Raw genomic sequence first — 15180 nt, 5'->3', positions numbered from 1 at the left:
AGCCGTCATTCTCGGGCGAAGCGGAGCGCAGACCCGAGAAACTCAGGCAGGATGAGGCTGAAGGAGCCTCATTCGGTGGGAGATGCTCGGGTCAAGCCCGAGCATGACGGCGTTTTTCATCCAACGACAAGCCGCTCGCCAAGGGGGCGTCCCATGAATCTCTCGAAATTCTTCATCGACCGGCCGATCTTCGCGGCGGTGCTCTCCGTGCTCATCTTCCTGGCCGGGCTGCTCTCGATCAGGGCTCTGCCGATCTCCGAATATCCGGAAGTCGTGCCGCCTACCGTGGTCGTGCGCGCGCAATATCCGGGCGCCAGCCCGCGCGTCATCGCCGAGACGGTGGCGACGCCCATCGAGGAGCAGATCAACGGCGTCGAAGGCATGCTCTACATGTCGAGCCAGGCGACGACGGACGGCGTCATGACGCTGAACGTTACCTTCCGGCTCGGCACCGACCCGGACAAGGCGCAGCAGCTGGTGCAGAACCGCGTCAGCCAGGCCGAGCCGCGTCTGCCGGAGGAGGTGCGCCGGCTTGGTGTCACCACGGTCAAGAGCTCGCCCGACCTGACGATGGTGGTGCACATCACCTCGCCGAACGGCCGCTACGACATGACCTATCTGCGCAATTACGCGGTGCTGAACGTCAAGGACCGGCTGGCGCGGATCGACGGCGTCGGCCAGGTTCAGCTCTTCGGCTCGGGCGACTATTCGATGCGCGTCTGGCTCGATCCGCAGAAGGTCGCCGAGCACGGCCTCTCGCCCGGCGATGTCGTCCGCGAGATCCGCGCCCAGAACGTCCAGGCAGCGGCCGGCGTGATCGGCTCCTCGCCCAACGCGCCCGGTCTCGATCTTCAGCTCTCGGTCAACGCCCAGGGCAGGCTCCAGAACGAGGAGCAGTTCGGCGACATCATCGTCAAGACCGGTACTGACGGCGCGATCGTGCGGTTGCGCGACATTGCCCGTATCGAACTGGGCGCCGCCGAATACGCGCTGCGCTCGCTGCTCAACGGCAAGTCGGCCGTCGCCGTGCCGGTCTTCCAGGCGCCCGGCTCCAACGCCATCGCGATCGCCGACCGCGTGCAGGAGGTGATGCGCGAGATCAAGCAGAACATGCCCGAGGGCGTGGACTACTCGATTGTCTACGACACCACCCAGTTCGTCCGCGCCTCGATCAAGGCGGTCATCTCGACGCTGCTGGAAGCCATCGCCCTCGTCGTGCTCGTCGTCATCGTCTTCCTGCAGACCTGGCGGGCCTCCATCATCCCGCTCGTCGCCGTGCCGATCTCGGTCGTCGGCACCTTCGCGGTGATGTATGTGATGGGCTTCTCGATCAATGCGCTCAGCCTGTTCGGCCTCGTCCTCGCCATCGGCATCGTCGTCGACGATGCGATCGTCGTGGTCGAGAATGTCGAGCGCAACATCGAGAACGGGCTTTCCCCGCGCGAGGCGACCTACAAGGCGATGCGCGAGGTCTCCGGCCCGATCATCGCGATCGCGCTGGTGCTCGTCGCCGTCTTCGTGCCGCTCGCCTTCATCTCCGGCTTGACCGGGCAGTTCTACCGCCAGTTCGCGCTGACCATCGCGATTTCGACGGTGATCTCGGCGATCAACTCGCTGACGCTGTCGCCGGCTCTCGCGGCGCTGCTGCTGAAGGGCCACCACGCTCCCAAGGACGGGCTGACTGTCGTCATGGACAAGCTGTTCGGCTGGTTCTTCCGCGCCTTCAACCGCTTCTTCAACCGCTCTTCGGAGGCCTATGGCGGCGGCGTGCGCCGGGTGATCTCGCATCGGGCGATCATGCTCGCGGTGTATGTCGTGTTGCTCGGCCTGACCGGCGTACTGTTCAAGGCGGTGCCATCGGGCTTCGTGCCCGGCCAGGACAAGCAGTACCTCGTCGGCTTCGCCCAGTTGCCGGATGCCGCGACCCTCGACCGGACGGAGGATGTCATCCGCCGCATGGACGAGATCGCGCTGAAGCATCCCGGCGTCGAGAACGCGATCTCCTTCCCCGGCCTCTCGATCAACGGGTTCACCAACTCCTCCAACTCCGGCATCGTCTTCGTCGGCCTGAAGCCCTTCGACCAGCGCAAGGACCCCTCGCTCAACGGCAACGCCATCGCGATGCAGCTCAACAAGGAGTTCGGCGGCATCAAGGAGGCCTTCATCGCGATGTTCCCGCCGCCGCCCGTGCAGGGTCTCGGCACCATCGGCGGCTTCAAGCTGCAGATCGAGGATCGCGCCGGCCTCGGCTATCCCGCGCTCGACGAGGCGACCAAGGCCTTCATGGCCAAGGCCGCGCAGGCGCCGGAGATCGCCGGCATGTTCTCGAGCTTCCAGGTCAACGTGCCGCAGCTCTATGCCGATATCGACCGCACCAAGGCCCGCCAGCTCGGCGTGCCGGTGACGGAGGTGTTCGACACGCTGCAGACCTATCTCGGCTCGACCTATGTCAACGACTTCAACCGCTTCGGCCGCACCTACACGGTGCGCGTCCAGGCCGATGCTCCCTTCCGGGCGCAGCCGGAGAATATCGGGCAGCTGAAGGTGCGTTCGAACGCGGGCGAGATGATCCCGCTCAGCGCGGTCCTGAACGTGCGCGCCGATTCGGGTCCGGAGCGGGCGATGCGCTACAACGGCTTCCTCTCCGCCGACATCAATGCCGGCCCGGCGCCGGGCTTCTCCTCGGGGCAGGCGCAGGAAGCGGTGGAGCGTATCGCGGCCGAGACCCTGCCCAAGGGCTTCGCGTTCGAGTGGACCGAGCTGACCTATCAGGAGATCCTGGCTGGCAACTCGGCGGTGATCGTCTTCCCCGTGGCCATCCTCCTCGTCTTCCTGGTGCTGGCGGCTCAGTACGAGAGCATGACGCTTCCGATCGCGATCCTGCTCATCATCCCGATGGGCCTTCTCGCGGCGCTGACCGGTGTCTGGCTCTCGGGCGGGGACAACAACGTCTTCACCCAGATCGGGCTCGTGGTGCTGGTGGGATTATCGGCCAAGAATGCGATCCTGATCGTCGAATTCGCGCGGGAGCTCGAATTCGAGGGCCGGACACCGGTCGAAGCGGCGATCGAGGCGAGCCGGCTGCGGCTGCGGCCGATCCTGATGACCTCGCTCGCCTTCATCATGGGCGTGGTGCCACTGGTGACGTCGACCGGCGCCGGCGCCGAGATGCGCCAGGCGATGGGCATCGCGGTCTTTGCCGGCATGATCGGCGTAACCGCCTTCGGTATCTTCCTGACGCCGGTCTTCTACGTGCTGATGCGCAAGCTGGCGGGCAACCGCCCGCTGGCGCGGCACGATAGCGACGCCCCTGTCTTGCAGGCGGCCGAGTGAGGCACTTCGCATCAGATGGAGCGCGCGGTTCCCGGGCGCTCCATCGCTCCGCGTCGTGGCGGAGGGCATGCCGCAGGTCAGGGATCGTTTGTCATACGGGACAAATGGCCGGCGCAGGCGTCCATCTCCTTCCGAGGAGAAGAATAATTCAACAAAAAGTGACGCATTATTCCGCAGTTACGATAGGAATTTTCTTCGGATGACGCGCGGGAGAGATTGCGTCTCCAATGCAGTGTTCTTTTGAAAGAACGTTTCATTGACGGTATCCGGCCCGAGGCGCAGTCTTTTCCGCAATTGGCAGCTGTCGTCGGCAGCTCGGATTATTGCGGAACATCGTCATGATCACCCGTCGTACGCTATTGCTGTCCGGAGGCGCCGCGCTTGTCCTGCCGGCTATCGGCGAGGCCGTAGCCGCAGAGCCCAATGGCGAACCGATCTATCTCGGCGTCAGCGGCCCGCTGACCGGCCCCAATGCCCAATATGGCGCCCAATGGAAGCAGGGCTTCGACCTCGCCCTCGACCAGATCAACGGCAGCGGCGGCATCAAGGGCCGTCCGCTGCGCTACATCTTCGAGGACACGCAGAGCGACCCGAAGCAGACCGTCGCCGTCGCGCAGAAGTTCATCGCCGACAAGCGTATCGTCGCGGAGCTCGGCGATTTCGCCAGCCCGGCCTCGATGGCCGCTTCGCCGATCTACCAGCGCGCCGGCCTCGTCCAGTTCGGCTTTACCAACTCGCATCCGGACTTCACCAAGCCGGGCGACTTCATCTGGAGCAACTCGGTCAGCCAGGCCGACGAGCAGCCGCTCAATGCTGCCTATGCGGTCAAGCGCCTGGGCTTCAAGCGGATCGCGCTGCTGCACCTCAACACGGACTGGGGCCGCACCAGCAAGGACCACTTCGTCGCGGCCGCCAAGCAACTCGGGGCCGAGGTTGTCGCGGCCGAGGGCTACCTGCCCGAGGAAAAGGATTTCCGCTCGACGCTGGTGCGCGTACGCGATGCCAATCCCGACGGGCTCTTCCTCGTCTCCTACTATGCCGACGCCGCGCTGATCGTGCGTCAGGCCCGGCAGACCGGCCTGAGCATCCCGGCGGCAGCGTCGAGCTCGATCTATTCTCCCAAATTCGTGGAGCTCGGCGGCGACGCGTCCGAAGGCGTCTTCACCGCGGCGCGCTTCTTCCCCGAGGACCCGCGGCCGGAGGTCCAGACCTTCGTCAATGCCTTCAAGGCGAAATACGGCAAGGAGCCGGACGCCTTCAACGCCTATGCCTACGACACGGTGATCCTGTTCGGGCAGGTGCTGCGCGAGGCGCCGGATCTGGAGCGCAGGACGATCCGAGACACGCTCTCCAAGGTCAAGGACGTGCCGAGCGTGATCTACGGCAAGGCGAGCTTCGATCCGCAGGCACGCCGCGTGCTGGGCGCCCGCAACGCCGATCTCGTCGTGAAGAACGGCCGCTTCACGCTCTGGGACGGCAAGGCGACGAACTGAGCCTCGAACGCCTTCCGCAAGAGGCTCGGGTCATCCCGGACAAACCGCGACAGCGGCGCCGATCCGGGATCCATGCCTGAGCCTCGATCGGCGCACTCCGGCATGGATCCCGGGTCAAGCCCGGGATGACCTCGTTTTTCGTCCGGACGATCCCAAGAACCGACGCAGCGATGACCTCCTGGTTCGACCACACCATCAACGGCCTGATCATCGGCAATATCTACGCCTTGCTGGCGGTGGGGCTTGCCCTGATCTTCGGTGTCAGCCGGCTGATCAATTTCGCTCATGGCTCGGTCTATGTCGTCGGCGCCTATGTCGGCTGGGTCGCGGTCTCGGTTCTGCAGACGCCCTTTCCGGTCACGCTTTTCGTCGTGGTCGCCTTCACGGCGGGGCTCGGCATCCTGATCGAAAGGTTCGGCATCCGGCCGCTGGCCGATGCGCCCCGTATCGCGCCACTGCTCGCGACGATCGGATTGAGCTTCGTGCTCGATCAGACCGTGCAGATCCTGTTCAGCCCCGATCCCCGCTCGGTGCCGATGCAGCTGCCGAACTGGCGCATCACGATCGGCGGCGGTTCGATCGGGGTGCTCGATCTGCTGATCGGCGGCATCGGCATCACGGCCGCCAGCGCGCTTTTCGCCTTCCTCAAGCTGTCGAAATGGGGCTGGGCAGTGCGCGCCACCGCGCTCGACCGCGACGCAGCCCGCGCCATGGGTGTCGATGTCGACAAGGTCAACATGATCGTCTTCGCCATCGCCTCGGCGCTCGGCGGGGTCGGCGGCGTGCTGGTCGGCATGTATTACAATGTGATCACTCCGACGATGGGTTTCGAGGCGACGCTGAAGGGCATCGTGGCCGAGGTGGTCGGCGGCGTCGGCAACGTACCGGGCGCGATCGTCGGCTCGCTGCTGCTCGGCGTGATCGAGAGCTATGGCGTCGCGCTGCTCGGCACGAGCTATCGCAATCTCTTCGCTTTCATCCTGCTGATCGTGATCCTCGTGCTGCGGCCCAACGGGCTCTTCGCCAGTCGCCGCCAGCTCCCACCTGAGCCGATGACCGGCACCTTCGTCGCGCCGAGTAGGCCGGTGCGGCTGCCCGTGCCGCTGCTGGCGGCGGCGACCGCCTTCTTCATCGCTCTGCCCCTGCTGATCGACAATGGCTACCTGATCCAGACGCTGACCAATGCATGGCTCTATGCCTTGCTGGGCCTGAGCCTGACGCTCGTCGCCGGCACCAGCGGCCAGGTCTCGCTCGGCCACGCGGCCCTGCTGGCGATCGGCGGCTATACTTCGGCGCTGCTCGCCTCGGATTTCGGCTGGCCGGTCTGGCTGACGCTGCTTCTGGGTGGTGTGGCTGCGGCGGGGCTCGGCACCTTGCTGGTCTCCCCGGCCTTCCGGCTGCGCGGCCATTACGTCTCGATCGCCACGCTCGGCATCGGCGAGATCGTCGCGCTCGTCATCCTGAACTGGGAGAGCGTGACGCACGGGCCGATCGGGGTCGCGGGCATTCCGCCGCTCTCGCTCTTTGGTTTCGAGCTATACGACACCAACGCGATCTACTGGTTCGCCTTCGCGCTGATGGCTTCGCTGGCGCTGCTGCAGGTCAGGCTGCTCGGCTCGCATCTCGGTCGCACGCTCAGGGCCGTGCGCGACGACGACGTGGCGGCGCGCTCCTTCGGCATCGGGCTCAACCGCTACAAGGGCCTGGCTTTCGCCTTCGGCGGCTTCTTCGCCGGCATCAGCGGCGCCTTCACCGCTCATATGTACTCCTTCATCAACCACGAGACCTTCAACACGCAGATCTCGGTGCTGGCGCTGACGATCGCGATCCTCGGCGGCATGGGCAATGTCGGCGGCGCCATCCTCGGCTCGCTCGCGTTAATTGGCCTGCCGGAGGTGTTCCGCGTCGCGGCGGAATACCGCATCCTGCTCTACGGCATCGCGCTGCTGCTGCTGGTCCGCTTCCGGCCGCAGGGCCTGCTCGGAACCGTCTGAGGAGATGCCCGTGACCGTCTCCTTCCCCTTGCCCGACACGGCCATCCCCCTTCCGCTGCTGGAGGCGCGCGGGCTGGTGCGCCGCTTCGGCGGACTCACTGCAGTAGCGGGTGTCGATCTGTCGATTGCACAGGGAGAACTCGTCAGCGTCATCGGCCCGAACGGCGCGGGCAAGACGACCGCCTTCAACCTGATCAGCGGCCTCGATCGGCCCGACGAGGGTTCGATCCGCTTCGATGGCGTCGACATCACCGGCAAGCCGCCGGAGGCGTTGGCGGCCGCCGGGCTTGCCCGGACCTTCCAGCATGGCCGCGTCTTCGCCAATCTGAGTGTCGCCGACAACGTGCTGGTCGGCGCCCATCGCCGCCTCAAGGCCGTCCGCCCCGCCTGGCCGGTGATCGGCCCGCTGGCGGAACTCGCTTTGGCGCTGATCCGCCCGCCTTCGGTCAAGGCGGAGGAAGCGGCGCTGCGCGAGGAGGTCCGCGAGATCCTGGCGATCTTCGGCGACCGGCTGCTGCCGCGCATCGACCAGCCGGCCTACAGCCTCTCCTACGCCAACCGGCGCCGCGTCGAGATCGCGCGTGCGCTCGCCGCGAGGCCGAAGCTTCTGCTACTCGACGAGCCGACCGCCGGCATGAACCAGACCGAGACGGCGGAGATGCTCGAGATCATCGCCGATCTCAAGGCGCGCGGGCAGACCATCCTGCTGATCGAGCACAAGCTGGACATGGTGATGCGCCTCTCCGACCGTGTCGTCGTGCTCGACGACGGCAAGAAGATCGCCGAAGGCGAACCGCTCGCGGTGCGCAGCGATCTGAAGGTGATCGAGGCCTATCTCGGCCATGGCAGCGTCGGGACCACAAACTCGGCGGCCGAGCCAACGGCGGCTGAGGCGCAGCCGCTTTCCCTTTCCGCATGAAGGGATTGCCATGACCCAGAGCCAGACCCACCCCATTCTCGCGCTGAAGGACGTCGATACCTTCTACGGCCCCGTGCAGGCCCATTTCGGCCTGTCGCTGCATGTCGGTCAGGGCGAGATCGTCAGCCTGCTCGGCGGCAATGCCAGCGGCAAATCGACGACGATGAAGCTCATCCTCGGGCTGGTGAAGCCGGCAGCGGGTGACGTTCTGGTCGACGGCATCTCGACGCTGAAGCTCAAGACGCCGCAGATCGTGCGTCTCGGGGTCGGCACCGTGCCGGAGGCGCGCCGCCTGTTCGGCGCGATGAGCGTGCGCGAGAATCTACTGATGGGGGCTTTCGTGCGCGACGACAAGGCCGGCATCGCGGCAGATCTCGAACGCATTCTGACATTGTTCCCCCGTGTGGCGCAGCGCCTGAGCCAGCAGGCGGGTACGCTTTCGGGCGGCGAGCAGCAGATGGTGGCGATGGCGCGCGCATTGATGGGCCGGCCGCGCATCGTCATCATGGACGAGCCGACGATGGGCCTCTCGCCGCTCTGGGTCGACCGGGTGCTGGAGCTGATCCGCGATATCAATGGTCAGGGTGTCGCCATCTTCATGGTCGAGCAGAATGCGAGCCTGGCCCTTCAGATCGCCCATCGCGGCTATGTCCTGCAGACCGGCCGCATCGTGCTCGAAGGCAAGGCTGCCGATCTGCTGGTCGATAGCCGCATCAGGGACGCCTATCTCGGCGGCGCGGAGGCGGCATGAGCGTGAAACGCCTGGGTTTCTTCACCCGTCTTCTCGACGATGCGCCGGCCCGCGAGCGCTACCGGCTCGCAACCGAGCAGATCGTTCATGCAGAGCGGCACGGCTTCGACAGCGCCTGGGTCGCGCAGCATCATTTCCACCGCGACGAGGGCGGGCTGCCTTCGCCCCTGCCGTTCCTGGCCTATGTCGCGGCCAGGACCAGCACGATCAGGCTCGGCACCGGCATCATCATCCTGCCGATGGAGGACCCTGTCCGCACGGCCGAGGATACGGTGGTCGTCGACCTGCTCTCGGGAGGTCGCCTCGAAGTCGGTCTCGGCACCGGCGCGACGCCAGAAACCTTCCTCGCCTTCGGGCTCGACAAGGAACAGCGCACCGCGATCTTCGCGGACAAGCTCGAAAGTCTGCTGGAAGCCTGGGGCGGCGCGGCGCTCGGCCATGACAGGAACAGGCTCTACCCCGAGGCCGGAACGCTGGCCGACAGGGTCTGGCACGCGACCTTTTCCGCTGTGGGCGCTGAGCGCATCGGCAAGGCCGGGGCGGGGCTCATGCTCTCCCGGACGCAGCCGCGCAGCCCCGGCAATCCGCAGGCGACGCTGCCCGAAATCCAGCACCCGATCGTCGACGCCTATCTCGCCAACCTGCCGAGAGGCGCTGCGCCGCGTATCATGGCCTCACGCTCACTCTTCGTCGCCGACAGCCGGCAGGAAGCGTTGAGACATGCCGAGCATGGCCTCAACCGCGTGCTCGATCGCTTCATTGCCAGCGGCCACCAGATCGCTGACCGCAGCCTGCCAGGGCTGATCAAGACCCTGGACACCCATGTCGGCACGCCCGAGGATGTGGTTGCTTCGCTTGCTGCCGACACGGTGTTGCCGCGCGTCACGGATATCGTCTTTCAGGTCCATTCGGTCGACCCGCCGCATTCGCTGACCCTGCGCTCGATCGAGCTGACCGCGCAGGAGGTTGCGCCGGCTCTCGGCTGGCGCGGGCGCGACCCGCTCGCAGAACAGCGCGAACTGCCCCGCCAGCCGGCGGGCGCGAACACCGTCCAGGCATGAGGAACCCGCCATGAGTAACCAGCAGACAATCGACGTCCTCGACCGCCTTGCCGGTATCGCCGGGGGCTCGCCGCTCGATGCCCTGCGACGCGAGCGCCCCGAGACCCGTGGCAACGCACAGGCGAGTTATGAGGCACTGTTCGAGGCCAAGGACGAGACCGGCGCGGCGCCTGGCGAACGTTTTGCGGTGGCGAGCTTCGTCGCGCTGCTTCACGGCGACGATGCGGCCTCGAAACACTATCTTGAGCTGCTCGGGCAGCAAGCCGGAGGGTCAGCGCTCGCGTCGCTCATCCGGGCGCAAGCCGAGCGTGCCGCGACGCGTGGGCCGTACGGCGCATATCCACCTGGCCCGTTGTCGCAGGAGGACACCGCCGGGCCGGTTCTCGCCATAGCAGCCGCCGACCGCGCGGAGCTGGGCGATCTTCTCTCTGCGGCTCTGGAGCATACGCATGCTCTGGTCTTTCATCCACGCGACGCCAAGGCCTCGGATTTCGACGCTTTGCAGGCTGCCGGCTGGAGCACATCGGCTATCGTGACGCTCTCGCAGATCGTCGCCTTCCTCTCCTTCCAGATCCGCGCCGCGCATGGCCTGCGCGTGCTCGGCCTTTGAATTCCGCCCCGACGGAGTGACGCTATGACCGACACCACACTCGAACGCCCGATCGCCGCCGCACCGAACGCCTTCACCCAGGCCGAGCTGGGCTGGGAAGCATGGCTCGATCCCGTTCCGGAAGAGGCGCTGACCGATCGCCAGAAGGAAGGGCTGGTCGATATCGCCCGCGCCAAGAGCGCCTATTTCAGGCTGCTCGCGCATGATCCCGATATCCTGCGGTTCCGCACGCTGGCGGACAAGGACATCTTCTACAACACCCGCGCCGGGCTGCCGCGCGCCGAGCGGGAGCTGGCGGCAGCGGCAGTTTCGCGCAGCAATGGCTGCATCTACTGCGCTTCGGTCCATGCGCGCTTCGCGAGCACCTATTCGAAGCGCCGGGACGAGGTTCAGCGCCTGCTCGACGAAGGCGTCGGCGCCGACATCGATCCGCTCTGGAATGCGGTGATCGAGGCGTCCGTGGCGCTGACGGCAACTCCGGTCGCGTTCGGCCCCGAGCATGTGCGCAAGCTGCGCGATCTCGGCCTCGATGATCTCGCGATCGCCGATCTGATCCATTCGGCCGCGTTCTTCAATTGGGCCAACCGGCTGATGCTGTCGCTCGGCGAACCGAGAATCTAGACCGCGTCGGCTTTGGCTGCCGGCTGCGACATCACGGGCGTCGGGGAGGGAAAGCCCCCGCGCCCGATCCGTTCTTCGTCAACGGTGCGCGATCGGTTTCGAGACCGACGCGCTTCGCCGGGCGCGTGGAAGCCCGGGCCTGAAGCGATCGGCGTTTCGGCCGCAAGGCGGCGTCGCGGGCGGCGCGATATGGCTTGAAATATTCGTGCCTTACTTTAGGGTATAGATCGCTATCGGGATACTGTATCTTCGAAAGTATTCGTTGGCCTGAAGCCGCCTTGCATAGCCTTGCGATCCTTCGGTCTCAGGAACGTTCCGGCTCATAGCGACCGCTGGCATAGCGCGCGGGACCGAATTCCTGCCTTCATCCAGAATACGCGATAGTCGCCGTGGTGAGGGGCTTCGAAATTGGCACACAGCTTGGCTCGATCCACATAATGCCTGCCCCGAGCCGCCTGTTTGCCTATGTCTGGCGCAACAGCTATCGGCAACAGATAGGTATTATTGCGATCGTCGTCATATCTCTTCCATTTTATTATCTCTCCCTCGAATTGCCTAAATATATTATCTCAGGTGCTTTGCAGGGGAAGGATTTTCCGAACGGAGGCGGATATGTAAATATCCTGCCGTTCAATTCCGGAATTAACGCTTTTGGCTTCGAGATAAAATCCAACGGAATCGCAGTAAGTCGCATATCGTATCTCTTTATATTATCTTTTGCGTTTCTCGTTTTGATATTCATCAATGGGTATTTCAAATACGTCATCAATATGAGGAAAGGGGCGCTTGGCGAAAGGCTGTTGCAGCGCCTGCGTTTCGGCCTGTTCTCATCCCTGCTTTCGTCGACGCCGGAACAACGGCAGCGTTTGAAGCCGGCCGAGGCGGCCTCCATCATCAAGGACGAAGTCGAACCGATCGGCGGTTTCGTCGGCGACGCCTTCGTCCAGCCCGTCTTCCTGGGCGGGCAGGCGATGACCGCGCTCGTCTTCATCCTGGTGCAGAATACGCTGCTCGGCATTGTCGCCATCTTGATGATTTCATCGCAGATGCTGGTCATTCCGCGATTGCGGCGAGAGCAGATCCGGCTCGGCAAGCAGCGCCAGATCGCCTCCCGCGCCCTGGCCGGGAAGATCGGCGAGGTGGTCGAGACTCTGGACGAGGTTTCGAACCATGGCACCGCCGCGCTGGAACGCGGGCTGGTCGCACAAAGGCTCGAAGCTCTGTTCGGTATTCGCTACCGGCTTTACGGGCGGAAATTCGCGGTCAAGGCCCTCAACAACCTCATGGCTCAGATAACACCGTTCCTGTTCTACACGATCGGCGGCTACGCGGCCCTGACCGGAAGTCTCGGGATCGGCCAACTCGTGGCGGTGATCGCCGCCTATCGTGATCTGCCACCGCCCGTGAAGGATCTCATCGACTGGGACCAGCAGAGGCTGGATGCCGAAGCCAAGTTTCAACAGGTCACGGAACAGTTCGCTCTCGCCACTCCCTCGGTTCAGGCTGGAATTCAGGCGGCAGAGCCCGTCTTCGACCAGCTTCCGGAAACGGGCATGATCGCTGCGCAAGGGCTCACGGCCATCAGCGCGACGGGAGATCGCATGCTCGACCGGATCTCCCTCGCTTTGCCGCTGAAGCAACACATCATGCTGTCGGGAACGGGCGAAGGTGCCGGTTGCCTTGCCCGTATTCTCGGCGGACGGCTCACTCCGAGCGATGGGTCGCTCAAGATCGGCGATGCCTCGATAGACGCGATCTCGCAAGAGGCACGCGGTCGCTGCATCGCCTATGCGGGCGCCGAGGCAGCGATCTTCGACGGAACGCTGCGCGACAACATCGTCTACGGCCTGCGCGGCCCGGGCTCTCAGGCCGACCCCGATGTCGACCGGATGAGCGGTGGCGCGGCTTCGACGCCGACCGACGAAGAGGCCTTGGAGACGCACCTGGCCGCGGTATTGCGCATCGTCGGCCTTTCCGACGCCGTGTTCCGCCATGGCCTTGCGAGCAAGTCCGTGGCTGATGAAGTCACTTCACTGATTGCCAGTTTGCCGGCGATCAGGGCGCATATCCGCGGGGCTTTGGCCGCCCGAGGCGCTGGGGATGCCGTCGAGCCCTATGATCCGGCTCGGTACATCCGCACGGCCACGATCGGAGAGAACATCCTCTTCGGCGTTCCGAACAAGACGGCGATCAGCGGGGCGAAGCTGGCTGAATACGATCTCGCCCGGGACGTGCTCGAGGCGCTCGCGTTGACCGACGATCTGACGATGATCGGCCAGCGCATCGCCGCGACCATGCTCGAAATCTTCTCGGATCTGACGCCTGATCACCTCCTGTTCGAAAGCTTTTCCTTCATCGCGGCCGAGGAGTTCCCCGCCTATCGCGAGCGTCTTGCGCGGGCGGATGCCGGACAGATGGGCGAAGCCGACCGGGCCAGCTTCGTGGGGTTGTCGTTGCTCTATGTCGAGCCGGAACACCGGCTGGGTCTTCTCGACGAGGAGATGGAGGGACGCATCCTGCTGGCGCGTCAGGCCTTCCGCGCACGCATTTCGCAGGACGGTGCAGGGATCATCGACTTCTACGACTCCAATGAATGGGGAGCCGTATCGATCCGGGAGAACCTTATCTTCGGCCGCGTCACCCAGGCCAGCGCCGGCACGCGCGAGCGCGTCGACGAGGCCATTCGCGATGCCCTGGCCGATCTCGGACTGGATCGCGAGGTGTATCGGATCGGTCTGGCGCAGCCCGCGGGCTATGCTGGCCGTCTGCTTTTTCCGGCGGTCAAGACCCAGGTCGCGCTGGCGCGCTGCCTGATCAAACGCCCATCACTGCTGATCCTGGACAACGCCTTGAGCAGCTTGAGCCCGACCGAGGGCAAAGCCATCCTGAGACGCCTTCGCGAGGCCATGAAGGGCCGCACCCTGATCGTCGTCGCACGCGAGTATGATGGCGAGGTGCCGATGGACATTTCCGTGGTCTTCGACGGCGCCAGATTGCGCCCGGTTCCCGGCACGCAACCTGCAGCCGCCGCGCTCCCGGCCGAAGGCGAGAGCGGCGAGCGCGATGATGTCCGCGCGTTGAGAGCCGTCCCGATCTTCGCCAATCTCGATCTCGCGCGCATCAAGCTGCTGGCCTTCACCAGCGAGCGAACCGTTTTCGCCGCGGGCGATCCGCTGTTCGAGCAGGGCGCCGAATCCAACTCGGCCTATGTCGTGATAGCCGGCACAGCGGACGTCCTGATCGGGCCTCCGGAAAAGCCGGTTCGCGTCTCCCATATCGAAGCACCTGCGATCGTCGGCGAAATGGGCGTCGTCACCGGCGAGGTGCGATCGGCGACCATCCGTGCTACCAGCGAGCTGACGGCATTGAAGCTTCGCAAAGAGGTGTTCGTCGCTTTGCTGGAAGAATTCCCGGACATGACGTTGTCCGTCATGCGGTTGATGGTCAAACGGCTCCAGGACAACGTCGCGATCGTCTCCAGGCGCGACCCCGATGGTTCGGAACGTGACTGAAACAGTGGGGCTGCTCGACTGCGGCTTCGGCATCCGCTTCTGGGGTACGCGCGGATCGATGCCGGTCTCCGGCCGCTGTTATGAGCGCTTCGGCGGCGATACGACGTGCTTCGAGATCAAAATCGCCGGGAGCCGGATCATCGTCGATGCTGGTTCCGGATTGCGCCGGCTCGGGCAGGCCATGGCCGCCATTGAGGAGGGCGATGCGACGCTTCTTCTCAGCCATTTGCATCTCGACCACGTCATAGGTCTGGCTGCGTTCGCGCCGCTCTGGCGCATGCGGGGCGAGATCGCGATGCATGTGCCGGCTTGCATGGCAGCCGATCCCGGTGCGCAGCTATCGACGCTGTTTGCCGAGCCGTTCTTCCCCGTCGGCTTGACGCAGGCTCCCGGCAAGCCTCGCTTCTCGTGCTTTGCGCCGGGTGACGAACTCGGCTTTTCGGGACTTGAAATCGCGACGATCGCGCTGCGGCATGATCCCTGCGCAGCTGGCTTCCGGTTTCGCGATGGCGGCCGGACGCTGGTGATCCTGACCGACCACGAGCATGCAGCCGGCGATCCGGAACCCGATCTCATCGCCTTCTGCCGCGGTGCCGACCTCATCGTCTACGACGCGATGTGGGACGAAGCGATCGACTACGAACCTCACCGCGGCTGGGGACACTCGACCTGGCAAGCGGGGCTGCGTCTGCTGGCGTGCGCCGGCGCGAAGCGCCTTGCCTGCGTGCATCATTCGCCGGACCTGCCCGATCCGGAGCTCGAGCTGCGCGAGGCCAATCTGCGGCGCTGCCATCCGGACAGTTTCTTTGCCCGGCAGGACGACGTCGTCGTGCTGACAGCCTGACGTTTCCGCATGCTCAAGGCGCGGCCTGCGCGAGGCCGCGTT

The 15180-nt window shown here is 65.1% G+C and carries 10 protein-coding genes; all 10 read left to right on the top strand.

Annotated features, from left to right (window positions below):
- Positions 1-153: 153 nt before the first annotated feature.
- A complete protein-coding gene (locus NWE53_RS15720; RefSeq protein ID WP_265050317.1) occupies positions 154-3333 on the top strand; it encodes an efflux RND transporter permease subunit in 3180 nt (1059 codons plus the stop codon).
- Between the two features lie 338 nt (positions 3334-3671).
- Entirely contained in the window at positions 3672-4826 is a 1155-nt protein-coding gene (locus tag NWE53_RS15715) for an ABC transporter substrate-binding protein (protein WP_265050316.1), read from the top strand.
- 170 nt (positions 4827-4996) lie between these two features.
- Complete coding sequence (locus NWE53_RS15710) at positions 4997-6820, top strand: ABC transporter permease (protein WP_265050315.1); 1824 nt, start codon at positions 4997-4999, stop codon at positions 6818-6820.
- A gap of 43 nt (positions 6821-6863) precedes the next feature.
- A complete protein-coding gene (locus tag NWE53_RS15705; RefSeq protein WP_265054925.1) occupies positions 6864-7739 on the top strand; it encodes an ABC transporter ATP-binding protein in 876 nt (291 codons plus the stop codon).
- Between the two features lie 10 nt (positions 7740-7749).
- Positions 7750-8490 carry an ABC transporter ATP-binding protein gene (locus NWE53_RS15700; protein ID WP_265050314.1) on the top strand — a complete coding sequence of 247 codons (741 nt, stop codon included), beginning with the start codon at positions 7750-7752 and terminating at the stop codon, positions 8488-8490.
- Positions 8487-9551, top strand: a complete 1065-nt coding sequence (locus tag NWE53_RS15695; RefSeq protein WP_265050313.1) for a putative FMN-dependent luciferase-like monooxygenase — start codon at positions 8487-8489, stop codon at positions 9549-9551. The genes NWE53_RS15700 and NWE53_RS15695 overlap by 4 nt, the downstream gene beginning before the upstream one ends.
- Before the next feature lie 10 nt (positions 9552-9561).
- A complete protein-coding gene (locus tag NWE53_RS15690; protein WP_265050312.1) occupies positions 9562-10161 on the top strand; it encodes a CMD domain protein in 600 nt (199 codons plus the stop codon).
- Positions 10162-10185: 24 nt separating this feature from the next.
- Positions 10186-10782, top strand: coding sequence for an alkylhydroperoxidase domain protein (locus NWE53_RS15685; RefSeq protein WP_265050311.1), 597 nt, complete (start codon positions 10186-10188; stop codon positions 10780-10782).
- Positions 10783-11753: 971 nt separating this feature from the next.
- Positions 11754-14294: a cyclic nucleotide-binding domain-containing protein gene (locus NWE53_RS15680; RefSeq protein ID WP_442865037.1), complete on the top strand. Its 2541-nt coding sequence runs from the start codon at positions 11754-11756 to the stop codon at positions 14292-14294.
- The gene (locus NWE53_RS15675; protein ID WP_265050309.1) at positions 14287-15138 is read left to right on the top strand and encodes an MBL fold metallo-hydrolase; all 852 of its coding nucleotides are present in this window, start codon (positions 14287-14289) and stop codon (positions 15136-15138) included. The genes NWE53_RS15680 and NWE53_RS15675 overlap by 8 nt, the downstream gene beginning before the upstream one ends.
- Positions 15139-15180 lie beyond the last annotated feature (42 nt).

The organism is Bosea sp. NBC_00550 (assembly GCF_026020075.1).
Taxonomy (GTDB): domain Bacteria; phylum Pseudomonadota; class Alphaproteobacteria; order Rhizobiales; family Beijerinckiaceae; genus Allobosea.
This window is presented reverse-complemented; position numbering and strand designations above follow the sequence as displayed.